This is a genomic window from Undibacterium sp. Di24W, from assembly GCF_049340325.1.
Lineage (GTDB): Bacteria > Pseudomonadota > Gammaproteobacteria > Burkholderiales > Burkholderiaceae_D > Undibacterium.
In genome coordinates this window covers 83,253-102,379 of record NZ_JBMPOP010000005.1, presented here as the reverse complement: position 1 = coordinate 102,379, position 19,127 = coordinate 83,253, and the positions used below count along the sequence as shown (strand labels likewise).

Here is a 19,127-nt window from a genome sequence, read left to right as displayed (position 1 = left end):
TCGATATTTTTGCGAAAAGCCTTGCATTTGAACGCAGTTTTATTTCAAGACTATGACAGTCGGATTTTTTTTTAGAGGAAACTTTCGAATACGATCAGAATGTGGTTTTCCACGCATAAAGTTTAAACTTTAGAATGCAATTCTCGTAAGCGTTCAGTTAAATACGAACCGGCGGTATGGCGTTCTGATAAGACCACATCAGGACGTGGATGCAAAAACAACGGCAAGGAAACGCGCGACTTTTTTGCCTCTGCGCCAGTTGGATTTAGCACGCGGTGAATAGTCGATGGGTAGTAGCCAGCAGATGCTTCTTGCAACATGTCACCAATATTAACGATCAACATACCAAAGTCACACGGCACATCATGCCATTGTCCATCCTTGCCTACCACTTGCAAACCCGCCGCGGTGGCCGCTGGCAAGATAGTCAATAGATTAATATCGCCATGCGCCGCCGCACGCACCGCCCCAGGCTCTTCATCACCCTGCAGTGGCGGGTAGTGCAGCACGCGTAATAAAGTTTGTTCACTACCGGTGATCATTTGCGACAAAGGCATGGAATACTTCGCTTTGACATCGGCTGGCGTATAGGTTTCAACCCATTGCAGCAAGGTCGCAGCGAGTGTCGCCCCCTCAGCGTAATATTGGCGCGCAGCGTCCGAGACTTCGGTCGGATAACGTCCCCAAGGGTAAATGTGATAAAACTCTTTCAGATCACGCTTGGTATTTCCCTTCGCAGTCTCAGAGACCGCGGGCGAAAAATAACCATCATATTTTTGCGGATCAAAAGCGTAATTGTGTTTCGCTTCGCTCTGAAAAAACTGATACCACTCGGCATACACTGTGTTTAATAATTGTTGCGATAAAGGGTGATTGGTGAGCACACCAAAGCCCGTATTATGCAAACTTTCTGCAAAATCTTTGGCCGCTGTTGGGCTGGTAAAATCGACAGGTGTAATTAACATCGCGAACTCCTTGTACTCTCTAAAACCGCATTAATACAAAACCGAAAATCACAATACCAGTGGCGCACGCAACCAGTTCACTTCCAACGTGCCTTCAATCAGCGCGAGGCATTGCGCCGTATCGACTTGCAAGCACACACGAGTCTCGGGACGACTAAGTTCCCAACCGGGTTGGGCATAAGTCAAAGTGCCACCCAGTCTATCCATCATGGTTTGTCCATTGCCCATGCCGTCGAGTTGCACACGCACTCGACCATCTTGGGTCTGGAACAGCTCTGGCGCGACTAGATAGACAAAAGCGAGAATGTCATGACCGTAACAAGCGTGGCCTAATTCAGGACGCGCCTTGAGGTGGAAATCGCAGTAAAAATTCACTGCATGCTGCAAGGTAGTCATCGCCAAATGCTGCTGATGATGCTGCGCCAATTGAGCAAAATAACTGGACGGCATGACCACACGATGAGTGACATCCAAACCCACCATGGTCAAATTCCAACCCGCCGTAAACACCAAGTCAGCCGAGTGTGGATCATTCCAAACATTCGCCTCTGCCACTGGCGAAACATTCCCTGGCTCGACCACAGTACCAGCCATCAAAATCACTTGTTTAATCAACTTAGGCAACTGTGGTTCTAGCTTTAATGCCAAACCTAAATTAATAAAAGGACCCACCGCCACGATCGTGATTTCACCTGGAAATTGACGAGCCATGTTAACGATGAATTCGGCAGCAGATGCCGCTTCAGGTTTTCCGGAAACTGCAACGCGTGAAGGCAAATTGCCCAAACCATCATCGCCGTGTATAAAGCCTGGCGGCTTACCTGGCGCTTTCATTAAAGGCAATGCACCGCCCTCCGCCACGGGAATTTCATAACCCGCGATACGCGTCAAATACAGTGCATTCGCAGTCGCTTGCGGCACCGTAACGTTACCGAACGTGGTCGTGATACCGACAATATCGATCTCAGAATGGGCCAGCGCGAAGTACAAAGCCATCGCGTCATCAACGCCTGGGTCAGTATCGAAAATTACTTTATGTGACATAGTGGTCTCGCTGAATTAATTTCGCTGAATTGATTTCGCAGATTTATTCTCGTTAACAGATCTCTATATGGAAATCTCATTATTGGAAACTTCGTCGCTAACGCGACTTTACAAACGGTACGCCCAGCGCTTTCGGCCCTACCGACTTCGCCATCACGCCAGCCAACACGACAACCGTTACCACGAATGGCAACATCTGGATCAAGGAACCAGGAATTTGACCAACGACAGGGAAAGCCACGCCTTCCATCTGGATTTGCAAAGCGGCAAAGAAGCCAAACATCAAACAACCCAAAGCCGTTTGTAATGGTCGCCAATTACCAAACACCATCGCAGTCAATGCCAGGAAACCGTTACCGGCAGACATATCACGCAAGAAGAATCCACTCTGTACGATCGCTAAATAGGCACCAGAAAACGAGCATAAAACGCCTCCAAATAGCAGTGCCAAATAGCGAGTTTGCGCAACATTAATACCCGCCGCATCGGCAGCATGCGGGTTCTCCCCTACGGCACGCAGACGTAAACCAAAACGGCTGTGATAGATGAACCAATGCAAAAAAGGAATCAAGGCAAAAGCCAGATACACCAAGACGGTATGACCACCTAAGAATTTGCCGAGCAACCAATTCAACGCAGGTATGGTGGACCACCAATCTGCAAAAGGAAAATTCCATACCGGGAAGCGCGCTGCACCCAAATCAGGACTACGGCCGCCGAGCTGAAAAAAGTATTGCGCCAAGACGAAAGTTAAACCGGACATCGCAATATTAATCGCAATCCCAAACACCAATTGATTCCCTTTTTGGTTGATCGCCACATAGCCTTGCAAGAGCGCTATGCAGCAAGACACCAAAATGCCTGCCGCCACACCAAGGTAAGGATTTTGAGTGGCAAAAGTGCATGCAGCCGCGACGAAAGCCGATGCCAGCATTTTGCCCTCCAGCGCCAGATCGATGATGCCGCTACGCTCGGCAAATACACCCGCAAATGCCGCAAACAATAAGACGGGCGCACTGCGAATAGTCGCGACTAAAATACTAGAGACATGGAAATCTTCAAACATGGCTTGCTCCCTTAGCCTTCAATGTGCGTGACAAGTTCAGTACACGTGACAAAGCAGGTGCATACATATTTTCCATTGCACCACAGAATAAAATTATCAAGCCTTGAATAAAAACGAAAGTCTCAGGCGGGATATTGGATTTCTCCAAAGACAAATCAGAACCCCCTTGTATCAAGATACCGAACAACAATGCCGACATAAAAATACCGATAGGATGCTGACGCCCCATCAACGCCACGGCAATGCCGATAAAACCTGCACCGCTAGTGAAATTCAAACTCAGATAATGCATAGAACCAGCCAGCATATTCATCGCGGCGACACCCGCAAATGCGCCAGACACCAGCATCGTAACAATGATGACCGTCGAAATAGAAATACCTGCATACAGCGCCGCGTGTGAGCTCTTACCCGCGGCACGCAATGCATATCCCCAGCGCGTGCGCCAGACCAATACGCCATAAGCAACTAAACACAACAGAGCGACGATGAACGTCAGATTCAAAGGAGTATCGCCAAATCCCGGTATCCAAGAGTTCAGCCGTGGCAACCAACCCGCTTCCGCGAACACGCGACTGGCTGGATTTTGTTCACCCGCAGGGATCATGTAGGTAATAATGATAAAGTTCATCAACGATGCGGCGATAAAATTAAACATGATGGTGGTGACCACTACATGACTGCCGCGTTTAGCTTGCAGATAACCGGGTAAGAAAGCCCAGGCAGCACCAAACAAAGCCGCAGCGCTTAATGCCAGTGGTATTAATATCCATGCTGGTAAGCTAGCATCGAATTGCAGCATCACCAAAGTTAATCCTAAGCCACCCAAATACATCTGGCCATCACTACCGATATTAAACAAACCCGCCTGCATCGCGATCGACACTGACAAACCAGTAAAGATAAACGTCGTCGCGTAAAATAAGGTGTAGCCAAAGCCTTCAATATTGCCCAAAGAACTTTTAAGCAAAATACCTAAGGCTTCGAGAGGGCTTTCGCCGAGTAAGTAAATCACGCCCGCAGCGACCAGCATCGCGGAAAGTAAATTGAACAAAGGCAGCGCGATATTGGTCGCCCAGCGAGGTAATTCTGAATTCATTTATGCAATCCACCCATCAATAAACCGATGCGCGTAGTGTCGTAATCAGCGATATTCAACTCGCCTGTAATACGTCCACCTGACATCACTAAAACACGATCAGCCAGTGCGCGGATTTCTTCCAACTCGGCTGAAACTAAGAGGATAGCCACACCTGAATCGCGCAAGGCGAGCAATTCAGTATGGATGCGTTGTATGGTGCCGATATCGACACCGCGAGTCGGTTGCCCGACCAACATCAATTTAGGTTGTGCAGCAATTTCCCGTGCCAAGACAATTTTTTGCTGATTGCCACCAGACAGTTGTGACAACCGCAGATGTGAGTCCAAAGGGCGCACTTCAAACTGACGCAACAGAGCATCACTGGCAGCGACGCATTTTTTCTTATCCAGATAAATCTGCTCGGTCTGCTGCCCAAGCAGAATGTTTTCCCATACAGAGAAATCCTTAATTACGCCATCGCGCAAGCGATCTTCTGGCACATGTGACACACCCAATTTTCGTAGCTTCGCAGCCAGCGTCGTATCTTTCTTGTGATAGTTGGGCTGATAGCCATTGATATGCACGGAGCCAGCAATTTTATCGCCGTTCACATTGCGCATGCCCGCCAGTATTTCCAATAACTCCGATTGACCATTCCCAGAGACACCTGCAATCGCAACGATTTCTCCGGATCTTACGGAAAAATTCAAACTGCTCAACAAATGCACGCCCAGCGCGTTCTGCAAACACAAATCTTCAACTTGCAGTACGGCGTCACCCTGTGCCAATGGCTTACGTGGCAACTCAGTAGCAACGCTGCGCCCCACCATTTTGTACGCAAGGTCTTCTTGATTGGTATTCGCTGTCTGTAATGCAGCGACCACAGCGCCTGCACGCATCACCGTCACTTCATCGGTAATCGCCAAAATTTCAGCGAGTTTGTGGGTGATCAGGATGATGGTTTTACCCTGCTGTTTAAACAGGCGTAGGATCACAAACAAGGCTTCAGTTTCTTGAGGCGTCAAGACCGCTGTCGGCTCGTCCAGAATCAAAATATTTGCATCGCGATATAGCTGTTTTAGAATCTCTACGCGCTGTTGCTCGCCAACTGACAGTGTATTGATACGTGCATCAAGTTTAATCGCAAGGCCATAATCCTCACATAATTTGACCAACTCTGCGGCGATTTTGCTACGGTGCGAACGCAGACGAAATCCACCTTCCATACCCAGCATAATATTGTCCAACACCGTCATATCTTCGACCAACATGAAGTGTTGATGCACCATGCCTATGCCGAGTTGTATGGCCCCATGACTATTGCGTATGCTTTGCACCGTGCCGTTGATCAGAATGTCACCGGCGTCTGCCTGATAATAACCATACAGGATACTCATCAGCGTCGATTTGCCTGCGCCGTTTTCACCAATAATGCCGTGTATCGTCCCTTGCTCAATCGAGAAGCTGACGGCGTCGTTCGCTAGTACTTGACCGAAACGCTTTGATATTTGGCGAAATTCTACTGCTGTGGACATGTTGTCAAATAGGGTTTGAGCTTCCCCGCCCATCATTTGTCTTAAACGAGCATAGGAGAAGTAGAGTCACAGGAAATGCTTCAGAATAAAAAAACCACAGCCCTGTTTGCAACAGGTGCTGTGGCCTTATTTTTTTACAATGGGCAACGACTGGCTTCGCGGTAATCGATGACTTTCACTTTACCGTTCAAGATATCTTGCTTTGCGGCGTTCACGCGCTTTTCAATTTCCGGCGTAATCAGGCTGCGATTATCTTTATCTAAAGCCCAATCCACACCACCTTCTTTCAGACCCAGATTAGAGACACCGGCTTTCCACGTACCGTTTTTTACTTGCATAAAACTGTCGTAGATCGCGTTATCAACACGTTTCACCATAGAGGTCAGCATTACGCCAGGGAACAAATAGTTTTGATTAGAGTCAACACCAATTGCCATCTTGCCTTTTTCTTTAACTGCTTGCAGTGCGCCCATGCCACTTCCACCCGCCGCTGCAAAAATCACATCAACGCCACGCTCCATCTGTGCGCGCGCCAACTCACCGCCTTTGGCCGGGTCATTCCAAGCAGTTGCGGTTGTCCCGACAATATTTTGTGCCACATCTACTTTAGCGTCGACCGACTTTGCACCTTGCGTATAACCGCAAACAAATGCACGAATCAAGGGAATATCAATACCACCTATGAAGCCCAATTTTTTGGATTTAGACGCCAAAGCCGCTGCCACGCCGACTAAATAGGAACCTTCCTGTTCTTTAAACAAGATAGAGCTGACATTCGCGCCAGAGGCTGAGCCATCCACCAACACGAATTTTGTTTTAGGGAATTCTTTTGCCACGGTCTGAACTTGCTGTGCATGGGTAAAACCAATCGCGGCAATCAGATCTACACCTTTGCGAGCCAGGCTACGTAACACCTGTTCGCCCTGCGCATTACTCATCACTTGCGCATCTATATACGAAATTTTTGTATCTTTTTTAAAGCGCTCTGCGCCCTCATAGGCTGACTGATTAAACGAACGGTCAAACTTACCACCGGCGTCATACACCAAAGCGAACTTAGGCTGGTCGGCGAATGCCGCTGCTGACATAGAAAGTAAAACACTGAAAAGTAGTGATGAACGCAGTTTCATATTTGCTCGACTCCCAAAATACCTTGATTAGCTTGATTAGCTCGATTCGCCAGCTTTACTTTGTTAGCAAATCTGACGGTTGTAGGCGACTTAATTAACCCGAAATTATAAAGGCAATCACTGTTTCTGTAACTGCCGCTCAACTGCTTCCCGATACGGTATTGACGTTTGTGCACCAAGTTGTGTCACTGCCAATGCTGCCGCACTTTGCGCAAACATACACGCAGCGCGTAAGTCCCTACCTTCGGCAATAGCGACTGCAAAACTCCCCACAAAGGTATCACCTGCAGCAGTGGTATCAACCACCTCGACCTTAAAGGCCGGTAAAAAATAAGCACCATCGGGAGCGGCAACCCACATGCCAGAGGCACCTAAAGTAAGTAACACAACCCGAGCACCGCGCTCGCGTAATAGTGCCGCTGCCGACTCAGCGCTAGCAACATCAGTGACGGGCAAGCCGCTCAATAGAGCTGCTTCTGTCTCATTCACTACCAGGTAGTCGACCTGTGCCAACACCGCATCACTCAAGCTTTGCGCGGGAGCCGGATTCAATACCACTTTAACCTTTGCCCGCTGCGCACAATCAATCGCATGCAGTACGGTGGTGAGTGGCGTTTCGAGCTGGCATAATAACAGCTTAGCTTTAGCAATAGTGTTACTAGCGTTGTCAATATCTGCCAAGCTCATTAGAGCATTTGCTCCATTTGTTAATACAATACAGTTTTCACCCGCATCATCCAACAAAATACCAGCAACGCCGGTCGCACTTTCAGGCACCACGCGCACATGCTGCAACTGGATACCGTCTTGTGCCAGCGCCTGCAAACAGCTCTTGCCGTTCAAATCGTCGCCGACATTTGCCACGAAATCCACATCAGCGCCCATGCGCGCTGCCGCAACCGCCTGATTCGCACCTTTACCACCATGCACCTGATGAAAACTATGTCCCATCAGCGTCTCACCTGGCGTCGGCATACGCGGTGTCTTGAAAACCATGTCCATATTGATACTACCAACAACGGCGATCTGCGGTTTCATAGCGTCCTTGTTCAAACCAATTTTGTTTTGCAGTTTAAAGTGAGGTGGTACAGAAATAGGACTAAGAAGCCACTATTTTCGATTTCAAAAACACACTCAACATGTCTAAACCTTTATCGAAACCATGATTATTTGGAATCACCAGATCGGCATTACTGCGGTGTGGCAAAATGTATTTTTCGAAAGCGGGCTGGTGGTGCTTACTCAAGCGGTAGATAACATCATCCTGATCGTAACCACGTTCTACCGCATCACGTTGCACGCGGCGATAGCGACGATGATGCTCCTCTGCATCGATAAAAACTTTCAGATCGATGATGTCATACAAAGCTGGGTTATGTAGTGCGTAAATACCCTCCAGCAAAACAATAGGTGCTGCTGGAATATGAAAAATCTTGGGCTCGACGTCTGCATTATTAAACGTGTATTCCGTAATTTTTAAACTTTCGCCATCACGTAAACGCAACACGTCTTGGTAAAACTTCTCCAGATCAAGAGAAGATGGAATATCAAAGTTCTCAATCTTATTTTCATCTTGAGATTGCTGATCGATAGACTTGTAATAATTATCTTGAGACAGCAAGGCAACACTACCTTCGGGCATGGAGGCTAATAAGGAGTTGATAAAAGTTGTTTTACCACTTCCGCTACCTCCGGTAATACCGACGAGATATGGTTTCATTATTTGTTTACCTATCTAAAAAAATAAAAATCAACTAAGTCTGGATAAGGCTTAGTTGATTATGACGAAAAAAATGAGCTGATCGCTACCAATTTTTTTCTAGTTGCTATGGACTCTAAATAAGACAATAAGTTGACACTAAGTAGGCACTAATGTGTCACCAATACATCTCTAATACCTAAGCATTATCGCTGCATTTTTAATCACCGACAAAATTACCTGCAATGACGCGAGCAATAATCATCGCGGCCAACGCTACAAGAGGTATTTTTCCAACAAACCTACCAACTAAGACCCAATAGCTCACAAAATCTACCTGCAATCGCTGGTTTAAATGACCCCAAAATTAATTTTACTATTGCACTCAAGCAAAATTCAGAGCTAAAGAGCACTAAATTCAAAAATAACCAAGAGTAGCAGTGCGCATTTGAATCAAGGGGCGGAAGTATAGCCGCATTCGGCTTATTTCGGAAAGAGGAAAACCACTCTCCCTGCTCGTCAACTAAAGTGTCTAAAAACTCAGGGTAGGTCCACAGCGCCGACTTTCATCTCATTACGAATAATACTCAAGGCCTCTTTAAATGAAAACTTGTCAATCGCGATTGTCAAATGCTTCGATTCTTTTGGAAAAAGACTCGCGACGCAGACCTGTATTTGAATATAGAACTTAACGGCATCCAGATTTTCCTGCTCAAGCAAACAAAAAAAACTGCGCATCTGCACTTCAGCATCGCGATACACATTTTTATCAGCCAGCCAGTAGCGCGCTGCTTTGAGTTCTAAATGCGCTCATACTGAGACGAGTAACAATGCCGGCCAGACAGGTTTGGTGATGTAGCCAACCGCACCTAGCGACAAACAATATCCGTCATTTTTTTCGGCGGCCATTGACGTGACAAAAATAACAGTAATTTTTCTCGTGCCAGCATGTTGCCACAATATCGTCACAACCTGAGAGCCATTCATTTCAGACATCATCATGTCGAGCAAAAACAAATTAGACTGGGGGGGGAAGGATTTGCAATTTCAAGCACAGGCGCGCCAGATTTAACGACACGTACTTGACAGTAAGGACGCGTAGATAACCTATAGCATGCAGAATTTTTTGGTGTCATCGACCGCCAATACAGTCTGTCAGGTTCCCTACTCCGATAGAGCCGTTATCCATGATCCTGCGGAAGCGCTGAATTTTGAGGGTGAAAATGTTAATAGACCCTTGGTCCTATCTTTGCTGGAGGCGCTCTATTTCGGCTTTGAGTTGCCTGATCTGTTCATCCTTAGCGTCTAGAGCCTGTTTCACACGCTCAGCATCAAAGCGCACAGGAATATGCTGAGGGCAATTCGCATCCCAAGCATGAACCTGAATGAGAATAACTTGTTCTGGCTGTGCTCGATAATGCGCAGGCATGAGTTTCGCAGTTAGTATGGGATCATCAGTGACGAGCTTCGCTTCACCCCAAATTTTGATGCGTTGTCGGTGCGCATAGTCCATTAAAAACAAATGTACTTTGGAATTTTCACTCAAATTACCTTGCGAGATAAATTGTTTATTACCAGCGAAATCTACGAACGCCAGCGTATGCTCATCGAGCACACGCAAGAATCCCGCTGGCCCACCGCGATGTTGTATGTATGGCTGACCGTCCGCATTCGCCGTCGCCATATAAAAACTGGTCTGCTGAGCGATAAATCTTTACAATTCTTCTGTAATGAGTGACTCCCAAGAACCGCCTTGCTCCATACGTGCGTAGGCCTGACGCGATCCTTTGTGATTCTGTAAGGCTTTCACCGCAGGCGTAAAAGCGATATCACTGGTGTACGCGATTTTTTTCATTTTACGATACCCCTTTGTATGATCCTATTCACGGCTCATCCCATCCAAAACATCTGTGTTAATCAGTGTTAACTGAATAGACAGAAGCAAACTCAAATCCCCGCTTCTTTACGTAAGCGCAAAAAAGAAACACTCAAGGCACTCGAAGCCTGTGCATACTCTGTTCCGGCATTAAGCATACGCTCGGCGAGATCGAATTGTTGGGCATTGACGGCTTTCGCTATTTTAGACACCTCGCGATGAAACACCACATGCTTATGTACACAATCGCTGTGGGTAGCTAAACGTCCGAAACTATTTTTTCCTGGACCATGCAACCACTGCCCCAGTTCACAACAATCATCACGCGACAAAGTCACCAAATCGAGTTGTTCGTGTTTGACAATGGCAGTGCGGAGTTTGGTTTTCCACTGTGCATGGGTTTCTACAGCGTTATCGAGATTCATAAAAGCTCCTGGACAAAATTAAATGAACTTCAAACAGGCCGCCATTGACTGGCGACCTGATTTTCGCATATGCATACGGCGAGTCGACTAATAGGAATTAAGCCGCTTTGGCGTGTACCGCCGGAAAATCAATATCCGTCAACGCGACGTTATTGATGTAATTGGTCAGTACATTGACCGCCACGTTGGCAACGATCTCAATGATCGCAGCATCATCAAAACCAGCCGCACGCAAAGTGGCAAGCTCCACATCATTTACGCGGCCACGTGACTGAGCAACGCGCAGAGCAAACTGTAGTGCAGCTTCGGTACGTGCATCTTCTGACCGTGCTGCGCGCGCTGCATCGATTTCGCCTGCGCTAATTTTGGCGACATTACGTCCCAGATAATCATGCGCCGAGAGGCAGTAATCACAAGCGTTATACTCAGCAATCGTCAAAGCAATGCGCTCACGCAATTGCACACTCAAACTGCCTTTAGCCAAGGCGCCATTAAGTGACAGGTAGCCTTCCAATGCGGCGGGGCTATTTCCTACCAGTTTCATCAGGTTAGGTACGATACCCAATTGTTTTTGTACAGCAGCAAGTAAAGGTTTCGACGCTTCGACGGCATTATCAACGGTAGGGATAGCGAGACGGGACATGATGATTTCCTTCTGAGGTAAATGATTTAGGATTCTGGTCTTCGCTGCTTGTTCAGCGAATGGATACACTATATTTACTTTGTTCGAGATAGAGAATCACTGCCAAAACCAATTAACTATTTCATTTACTGGAATAATGTCCGTAAATTTCAACCAATTAGCGCTTTTTTCGCCGTCGCCGAAAACCAGAGTTTTTCCGGTCAGTGTACAAATCGGCTATGTCCAAGCCTGCAGTGACACGAACCGTCAGTGAATTCGAACCGGCGCATTTACCAATTCATATGGTATATCGTGAGGGACGGCGCGCGCCACATAGAGTGTGCTCATTTTTAGATTTAGCCGTAGAGCGCTCGCAGCAAAACGACGCACTCAATTGAGCCTTACTACGAATAAAAACCCGCCGGGAATAAAGGCAGGAAAGATGAATGCAATACGCTGTGACAATCGATGCCTTAAATCCTATTCGCATCAAGCGATACGCTGAGCCTCATAATAATGATTGGCACCACTGTCGGTATAAGTTGCGATCAAACTTAATCCAGCAGAATGAAAATTTTTTTCGTAAGCTGTTCGCCCCAAAGCGTGCGATGGGATTCCCGTGATCAGGTCGACCCACTGACATGACTGAAGCGGCGCAGTAAACAAAAAGCGCCCACCCGGCGACAGCACTTGCGCAACACGATGGATCAATGCGGCTTGATCAGTTTCGCTCAACAAAAACATCAGCCCTACTGCGACCACAGCGTCAAAATTCCGCCCAAAGAAATCGCTGTCCTGCACCTTGGCGCATTGCACTGGCACATCCGGAAAACGACGCTGAAATTCGGCAACTAAACTTGGTGAACTTTCAATCGCCCACAATCGCATACCCGCTTCGTGCAGTACGCGGGTGATCGGATAACCACCGCCGCAAGCAAGCTCCAGAACTTGAGCATCTTTACCGAGCGTATGACACCATTGCGCAACAACGTCAGCACCAATATTGGATTGGTCACGCGCGCGTAAAAACGCTTTAGCATGGTGATCGTAAGCGCTCGCTGAATCTATGGACATTTTTAGTGTTAGTTTTTAAGAATATTTGGAAATATTTAGTACGTAACTAAAAGGGTACATGCTTCAGCCATCGAAAGCCGATCAACCCAAGCAATGCACCAACAAACGCAAACAACGCATACAGTTCGCATGAACCGCTTGCGATAGCTGCGACAATCACACACGCCACCGAACCAACACCTATCCGATGCCAAACACCGACCAAAGGGCGGCGCTCGTCGTCCACAAGGTACAGGTAAAACATAGTGAGCACAACGACAAAGATTCCAGCGAGTGGACGAACAGGTGCTGGATCGCACCAAGGTCCAGGCAGGAAATGGAAGGCAGTAAATATAGCGCCCAAAACCGTGGCGAGAGCGAGTTCAAACCAACGCATGTGCCTACGAACGCAGAGCTAACCGGCGCTGTGCAGCTTTATCGCGCAGCATCCAGCGACCGAAGGGAGCGAGGTTGAACGCCGGGTTAGGCACAAGGTTCACCGAGCATAAAATGCTCAAACCACCAAAGACGAAAAAATCAACTTCTGCGCCAGCGAAAGAGCGAAGCAAGCAGAAAAACGATGCCGGTAATTGCGGCGCCCATTGTACTGGCCGTGTGGTCATCATATCGAATCAGCTTGGGATTGTTCGAGACGTAGGTAACGGAAACGTCCTGTCCACTGATCATTCTTTCGACGATCGACTGTGGGACGTTGGAGGAAACCTCAATGCGCTCGTTATTTGCCGTCACGAAATACGTTGAAATACCCTTGCTCTTGTATTCCTTGGAAGTGTTGTCGAAGAACGGGCTCTCCTTTTTTCGCTTGTACACCTTGGTTTTTTCGATGTAGCTGTCTATTGGCGCCAGCTGCGCTTTCACACCGTACAACCGAAATGCTTTGTTTTCGACATAGCATCCCCAGGATAGGGCGAACATGCCGATGGCAGCCAACAAACAAAAAATACGGATCAACATGAATCATTCCCTTAAATTGATGATGTGCCCGGCAATCTGAACGCTGCAAGAGCAGTAGCGACCGACCCAAGCAACACAGGCGCCAATGGCTGATTTACTTCGGAATGTTGCACGCTCATTGCGGGAGACGCTTAACGTCGAGTTGAAATGCGCACGCGCAGATCAGCAAAATTTAAAAAGGCGCATATTCGCGAGTCGTTTTCGAATGACATGTTTAACGTCAGTCTGCTACTATTTTTGAAACTCATCTTTTGTCCGCGCACGTCGACGAATATTACTTAACTTTCGCGGAGCATGTTTCGCCCACATAATTTCTGCTCCATCAGTAAGCTCTTCGTAAATTGGAAGAAGATCTGTGATACCTTCAAAAACCCATTGAACGTCTATACCGTCTGGTCCGCCTTTATACGGCTGATTTTCCTTCACGGCCACGTTCACGGCCTTTTCGTAAGCTTCGTCCATGCTCGCGGCCTTGACCAAGATTGTATTTTCCCAGGTGACGAATCGCTTCTCAGGATCTTCGTTCCCTTCTTCCTCAAGCTCTATGAATCTGATCAGGTACGATGCAACATACCATCCATGGGGCGCAATGTTCTTCGAATGTGCCATGACGTTCAACTTGTTTTAAAGTGAAAAAACCGACGTTAACATAGCAATAAAAATTAAGCAACAAAGTTCCAAATCTCTTGAAAGGCTTATCTAGCCTAGCTGAAATTTGTTATACCGCCTCATTACTCGGTATAACAGAGTCGAGAAAAGAGGCGTGCGACTAGTTTTTTATCTACCTCAGCGCACCTCAACACTCTCCACTCGAATTAATTCACAAGCACCCGCACCCGTATCCTCGCGCGTCAGCGAAGACTGCCAGCGCCAGCCGTCGGGCGCACTGACTGCGACTAGTTTTCCGCGCAATCTGATCACCTGCCCGGACCTCACTTCTTTCAATGTTTTTTCGATCTGCGCATTCGCCGGAATCATATGCATATTGGCGCTATGACTAGCGATCTCTGAGGGTGGGCGCGGGGGTTGATTTTCCCAGCGATAAAAGTAGAAGCGATTGCGCTGAGAAATACTCAAAGAGGACAAGACCTCAGAATCAGACATCGATCCCCAGCCCAAGGCTAAATCCACCGGAGACAGATCTGCCTCGCGCCCGCTGGAATACAGTTCCTTAGACAAGACTCGCGCCTCAATATCGAAGTCTGCTAAAGCCTTGATCGTGTAATTATCTTTCTGCCAGATCTCACCACGATCAAGCATGTGTTGCACAGGGTCGCGCTGAACCAAAACACCATTCGAATGGTATATCGGTTTCTGTGCGCGTTGTTGATATTGATACCAACCACCAATAAGGATTACTGCAACGAAGAACCAACGCCATGAGAACATATTTATCCTAGTTGAGAAGAGAACTTCTTATCATACCAAAGTAGGATTAACGACGGACGTTTCTCTCAAAATACATCGCATAAACTTATCGCCGTCATCGCTGTTATGCGCTATCAACATGGCGATTTCTTCATCTGAGTATGAGCTAAAAGTAAATCCACACTTAGTGTACGTACTACCAATATCATCGCTCCACACCAAGTCAATCGTACCTGGTGGCAAACGAGCCGCGTCGCCACCTATCTGATTAATTAATAACATCTCAAATCGCTGTCCTTTGACTGGCTCTACTTTTTGCATGAGAATTTGAAGGCCACCTTCGCTCACGTCGATTAACACGCCCGCAATACCGCTAGGATTCGCTTCTGGCTTGAATACCCAGACCGGCAAAAAGTCTTTTTCTTTCTGCACTAAGAAGAACTGGGTACGTTCAAATTTTCGGTTTTCAACTTCATTGTTCATTATTTTTCCTCACTTAAATTTTATTTTTTCGACCAAGCATTTACAAGTAAGCTGATCGCAGCAATTGTGCTGACGAAGCACGATATTCAACATTTGTGACGAGCTAATTACTTTAGGGAAGTGCGTCTGCAATCAGACCTGCGCGTCACTTGAAATTGATATCTCGTAGTTCGAGCTCCCAAGACCCTAGATAAATGGCGGGTATCAATATTCCCTCTCCCGCTTGCGGGAGAGGGTTAGGGTGAGGGTAGTTGGGCAAAAGCACCGTATTTGACTGTCACAAAACAGGACAAAATTCTGAATGTTTGTACCTTGAAAAAGGTCATCCCCTTCCCGTCTACCGCAAGCGCCGAGTTGAAAATGCAGGGGCGAGGATGGGGGAGTATCAGATTAGATTAACGATATTTAGAAATCTAAACAACGCCATTTCTGCACTGGTTTGTCACATGAAACGGCAGTACAGTTTCTGAACTCCCCTCACCCTACCCTCTCCCGCTTGCGGGAGAGGGAATATATACGTCCCCACAATTATTCGTTTGCTTCCGAGTAAGTCATGAAATTCAAGAGCGTTTTTTCTCTTTGTTACGGCGCGCCGAACAGTAGCCCTATTTGAATCGAATACTGAGCTAATTTTTACATAGCGAACAAAGACATAAAAACCACAAAAATATCGTCACCCTGAACATTCTGAAAAAAACTATTCAAAAATATGAATATATGAAATAATTGATTCACTAAAAAATCCTGACTCGCATTTCGCAAAATCAGGATCGGATTTGAGTCAAGCGGGTTTCAGCAGCAAGAAAAAACGATTCCCTCAAGTTGCGATGAAAAAATTCTGGCCTAGTCGTCAGAGGGGATCTTTTTGCCCAAAATTTTTGAAGCGGAATAGAAGAACAAGGTACTCGCTTAGCTTGTCATGCTTTAGCGAGTTGATGTGATTTCAATAAAACAGGAGATAAGAGCAATGAAAAAGCAAAACGATTTACAAAGCATGGCTATGCGCCCAATGACAAAATCAGTGCGTGTCGCTTTCGGGCTAGTGACACTCATGAGTTACGCATTGCCAGCGTTCGCGCAAACAAGTACACCACCAGAAGAAGTCAATAAGACACAAAGAGTGGAAGTGACTGGGACATCGATTAAGCGCCTTGCGCTCGAGACTTCCTTGCCGGTACAAACCATTACCCGCGAAGCCATAGAAAGATCAGGTACCACTACGGCGGAACAGTTGTTGGCGCAGATTTCTGCCAACGTTGGCAGCATAGAAGAGAAATCACAAAACACGGACACGCAAAAGAACAGTGGCTTCTCAGGTGCGAACTTGAGAGGTTTAGGCGTATCGTCTACTTTGGTGCTACTGAATGGTCGCCGCATGGCGAACTATGCGTTTGGCGGTCAAGGCGTGGATCTGAGTTCTATCCCTATGGCAGCATTAGAACGTGTGGAAATTTTGAAAGATGGTGCGTCCGCAACTTATGGTGCTGATGCGGTCGGAGGTGTCATCAATTTCATCACGCGTAAAGATTATCAAGGTGCGCAAATCTCAGCGCGAGCAGGTGGCTACGAAGACGGTGGCGGCAATCGCAAACAAGTGAGTGCGTCCGCTGGCTTTGGGAATATTGAGAGTGACCGTTTTAACGTGTTTGGCTCAGTCCAACTCCAAAAGACGGCACAACTGCGTGCAGTACAAAGAGAATGGTCAAAGACGGCATTGCATCCCGAGCTCGGCACGAGTGGACCGTCCACCACAAGTTGGCCCGCTAACCTTTTCCCTACCACCTCGGCGAGTCCAGTCTATGGTAGTGCCACAACGAATAATGGCAAATGTACGCCGCCCTACAGCGTGCTGTTTGATGGTTTCTGCCAATTTGACTATCAGGCTACTGCCGATTTGATTCCAGAATCGACTAAGCTCAATTCTTTTGCGCGGGCTGTTTTCGCGATCACGCCGAAACATCGATTATTCGCTGAAGCCGCTTATTCTAAGAACGAAGCCTACTATCGAATTTCTCCTGCTACTTTTACCTCCTATCGTTTGACCGCAAACGGTCCTCGGATTGCTTTGTTCTATCCTAAAGATGGACCATTTTTTCCAAAAACCTATGTCGATGCAAAGACAGGCATAGTCACACAAACCCCTACGGATAAGAATGTCTTTGTCTCGGTTCGCCTCTTACCACTTGGCCAACGGGAACGAGTTCAGGACACATCACAAGAACGCTTCGTGATTGGCTCAGAAGGTGAAATTGCTGGGTGGGATTACAGCCTGGCATGGAATCATTCTGTGTCGAATACGACCGAACAATACAACAACGGTTTCGTCTACGGTAGCAAACTCGGTCCTTTGATTACCTCGGGTGTGGTGAACTTGTGGGGAGAGAACACGCCAGAAGTGATGAAAATGATGGAAGACACACAGGCGAAAAAAGTAGCGGGACGTACAGGTCGTGCGACCTCAGATAGCGTTGGCGGTAGCGCGTCTAAGGAGTTATTTCAACTGCCAGCTGGACAAGTCGCCGTTGCCGTCGGCTTTGAATTGCGTCGCGAGAAATTATCCGATACGCAATCTGCGGAAGCCAAGTCCGGCTTGCTCAATAATATCACCTCGTCACCAGACACTGCGACCTCGCGTGAAGTGAAGGCCTTGTATTCTGAGGTGCATGTTCCTATCACTAAGACTCTTGAAGCGGACTTAGCCGTTCGTTATGACTCCTACGACAGTGGCAATATTGGTAGTAGCACCAATCCGAAGTTGTCGATTCGCTGGCAGCCAGCGAAAGAGGTTGTCGTACGCGCCTCCGCTGGTACTGGTTTCCGCGCACCTTCTTTAGCAGACGTGAGTGCGTCACCGAGCAATGCATCGACCTCGAACTTTTATACCGATCCACAACGCTGTGTGAACAATGTGGGTCCAGGTTGTAAGCCAGGGCCTATCCCTATTTTGTTAGGTGGTAATCCCTTCCTTAAACCAGAAACGTCTAAGCAATTTTCGCTTGGCACCGTAGTCGCACCAGGCTATGGTATTACTGTCTCAGTAGACTACTGGAATATCAAGAAAGACGATGTCATTTCTGCTTTGAGCGAAACCTTAATTGCGTCCAACTTTGCCTACCTGAACAAATACATCACACGTTTTCCGACTGATCCGGCCTTTCCAAATTTACCAGGTTTGATCGAAAACATACTATTGCCTATGGACAACCAGGGTAAACGTAACGTCGCTGGTTTCGATCTCGGCGTTAGCCATCGATTAAGTTTGGACGACTATGGCCAATTGCGAACGAGCTTGAGTGGTACCTATTTAACCAAGACAGAGGAGCAGTTGGTTAAGAATGGTCCGATGATGAATAACCTCGGTATTTACGCCAATCTTTATCCAACGCCGAGATGGAAGCATCAAGTATCAATCGACTGGAACATCGCGAAATGGAATCTGGGCTGGACGAACAAATTCCAGTCGCGTTACCAAGATGCTTTGGCTTACATCATCACGCCAATGCCAGGTGCTGCCATTGTTAAACCCGTTGGTACGCCTAGCTACGCAGCAAAAAATGTGAACTCATACAGCACTTATGATTTGTTCCTTGGCTATACAGGTTTCGACAAGCTGCGCTTGAATGTAGGTGTGATTAACTTGTTTAATAAAGCGCCCAACGTATCGAATCAAACCGGCTATTTCCGTGGCTTTGACCAGAGTGTTGATGCGACTGGACGTTATGTCTATGCCAGTATGACCTACGCTATCAAGTAACAATTCAACACGCCCACATTACGTGATAAAAAAGAGGAGAACGCCTGCTCG

General features: G+C 47.2%; 20 protein-coding genes. 1 reads left to right on the top strand and 19 read right to left on the bottom strand.

From position 1 onward, the window contains the following. Nucleotides 1-122 precede the first annotated feature (122 nt). From ACO0KZ_RS12005 to ACO0KZ_RS11915, 19 genes are all read right to left on the bottom strand, one after another. Nucleotides 123-965 carry an isopenicillin N synthase family dioxygenase gene (locus ACO0KZ_RS12005; protein ID WP_422995433.1) on the bottom strand — a complete coding sequence of 281 codons (843 nt, stop codon included), beginning with the start codon at nt 963-965 and terminating at the stop codon, nt 123-125. Between the two features lie 48 nt (nt 966-1,013). Continuing rightward, nucleotides 1,014-2,009 (bottom strand): nucleoside hydrolase, encoded by a 996-nt coding sequence (locus ACO0KZ_RS12000; protein ID WP_422995431.1) that lies wholly within the window; start codon nt 2,007-2,009, stop codon nt 1,014-1,016. A gap of 97 nt (nt 2,010-2,106) precedes the next feature. Further along, nucleotides 2,107-3,075 carry an ABC transporter permease gene (locus ACO0KZ_RS11995; RefSeq protein ID WP_422995429.1) on the bottom strand — a complete coding sequence of 323 codons (969 nt, stop codon included), beginning with the start codon at nt 3,073-3,075 and terminating at the stop codon, nt 2,107-2,109. Further along, nucleotides 3,068-4,174 (bottom strand): ABC transporter permease, encoded by a 1,107-nt coding sequence (locus tag ACO0KZ_RS11990; protein WP_422995427.1) that lies wholly within the window; start codon nt 4,172-4,174, stop codon nt 3,068-3,070. Before ACO0KZ_RS11990 ends, ACO0KZ_RS11995 begins: the two co-directional genes overlap by 8 nt. After that, on the bottom strand, nt 4,171-5,691 hold the full coding sequence (locus ACO0KZ_RS11985; protein WP_422995425.1) for an ABC transporter ATP-binding protein: 1,521 nt from the start codon (nt 5,689-5,691) through the stop codon (nt 4,171-4,173). The genes ACO0KZ_RS11990 and ACO0KZ_RS11985 overlap by 4 nt, the downstream gene beginning before the upstream one ends. 134 nt (nt 5,692-5,825) lie before the next feature. Further along, the gene (locus tag ACO0KZ_RS11980; protein WP_422995423.1) at nt 5,826-6,821 is read right to left on the bottom strand and encodes a BMP family lipoprotein; all 996 of its coding nucleotides are present in this window, start codon (nt 6,819-6,821) and stop codon (nt 5,826-5,828) included. 117 nt (nt 6,822-6,938) lie between these two features. Beyond that, nucleotides 6,939-7,859 carry a ribokinase gene (gene rbsK, locus ACO0KZ_RS11975; protein WP_422995421.1) on the bottom strand — a complete coding sequence of 307 codons (921 nt, stop codon included), beginning with the start codon at nt 7,857-7,859 and terminating at the stop codon, nt 6,939-6,941. Between the two features lie 61 nt (nt 7,860-7,920). Then, nucleotides 7,921-8,541, bottom strand: a complete 621-nt coding sequence (locus ACO0KZ_RS11970) for a uridine kinase family protein (protein ID WP_422995419.1) — start codon at nt 8,539-8,541, stop codon at nt 7,921-7,923. A gap of 789 nt (nt 8,542-9,330) precedes the next feature. Beyond that, complete coding sequence (locus tag ACO0KZ_RS11965; RefSeq protein ID WP_422996037.1) at nt 9,331-9,531, bottom strand: response regulator; 201 nt, start codon at nt 9,529-9,531, stop codon at nt 9,331-9,333. A 232-nt stretch (nt 9,532-9,763) separates the two neighbouring features. After that, entirely contained in the window at nt 9,764-10,228 is a 465-nt protein-coding gene (locus ACO0KZ_RS11960) for a pyridoxamine 5'-phosphate oxidase family protein (RefSeq protein ID WP_422996035.1), read from the bottom strand. Nucleotides 10,229-10,234: 6 nt separating this feature from the next. Further along, nucleotides 10,235-10,375 carry a hypothetical protein gene (locus tag ACO0KZ_RS11955; protein ID WP_422995417.1) on the bottom strand — a complete coding sequence of 47 codons (141 nt, stop codon included), beginning with the start codon at nt 10,373-10,375 and terminating at the stop codon, nt 10,235-10,237. A gap of 92 nt (nt 10,376-10,467) precedes the next feature. Then, entirely contained in the window at nt 10,468-10,821 is a 354-nt protein-coding gene (locus ACO0KZ_RS11950) for a CZB domain-containing protein (RefSeq protein WP_422995415.1), read from the bottom strand. A 97-nt stretch (nt 10,822-10,918) separates the two neighbouring features. Next, nucleotides 10,919-11,464, bottom strand: coding sequence for a carboxymuconolactone decarboxylase family protein (locus tag ACO0KZ_RS11945; RefSeq protein ID WP_422995413.1), 546 nt, complete (start codon nt 11,462-11,464; stop codon nt 10,919-10,921). A 468-nt stretch (nt 11,465-11,932) separates the two neighbouring features. Next, complete coding sequence (locus ACO0KZ_RS11940; protein ID WP_422995411.1) at nt 11,933-12,517, bottom strand: class I SAM-dependent methyltransferase; 585 nt, start codon at nt 12,515-12,517, stop codon at nt 11,933-11,935. A 46-nt stretch (nt 12,518-12,563) separates the two neighbouring features. Further along, complete coding sequence (locus ACO0KZ_RS11935; RefSeq protein ID WP_422995409.1) at nt 12,564-12,893, bottom strand: hypothetical protein; 330 nt, start codon at nt 12,891-12,893, stop codon at nt 12,564-12,566. A 140-nt stretch (nt 12,894-13,033) separates the two neighbouring features. After that, on the bottom strand, nt 13,034-13,471 hold the full coding sequence (locus ACO0KZ_RS11930) for a hypothetical protein (RefSeq protein ID WP_422995407.1): 438 nt from the start codon (nt 13,469-13,471) through the stop codon (nt 13,034-13,036). Between the two features lie 231 nt (nt 13,472-13,702). Further along, the gene (locus ACO0KZ_RS11925; protein ID WP_422995405.1) at nt 13,703-14,080 is read right to left on the bottom strand and encodes a DUF4288 domain-containing protein; all 378 of its coding nucleotides are present in this window, start codon (nt 14,078-14,080) and stop codon (nt 13,703-13,705) included. Nucleotides 14,081-14,257: 177 nt separating this feature from the next. After that, nucleotides 14,258-14,860: a hypothetical protein gene (locus ACO0KZ_RS11920; protein WP_422995403.1), complete on the bottom strand. Its 603-nt coding sequence runs from the start codon at nt 14,858-14,860 to the stop codon at nt 14,258-14,260. 30 nt (nt 14,861-14,890) lie between these two features. Continuing rightward, nucleotides 14,891-15,322: a PilZ domain-containing protein gene (locus ACO0KZ_RS11915; protein WP_422995401.1), complete on the bottom strand. Its 432-nt coding sequence runs from the start codon at nt 15,320-15,322 to the stop codon at nt 14,891-14,893. Between the two features lie 967 nt (nt 15,323-16,289). On the opposite strand from ACO0KZ_RS11915, the gene ACO0KZ_RS11910 reads away from it, so the two are divergent. Continuing rightward, on the top strand, nt 16,290-19,076 hold the full coding sequence (locus tag ACO0KZ_RS11910) for a TonB-dependent receptor plug domain-containing protein (protein WP_422995399.1): 2,787 nt from the start codon (nt 16,290-16,292) through the stop codon (nt 19,074-19,076). Nucleotides 19,077-19,127: the final 51 nt, after the last annotated feature.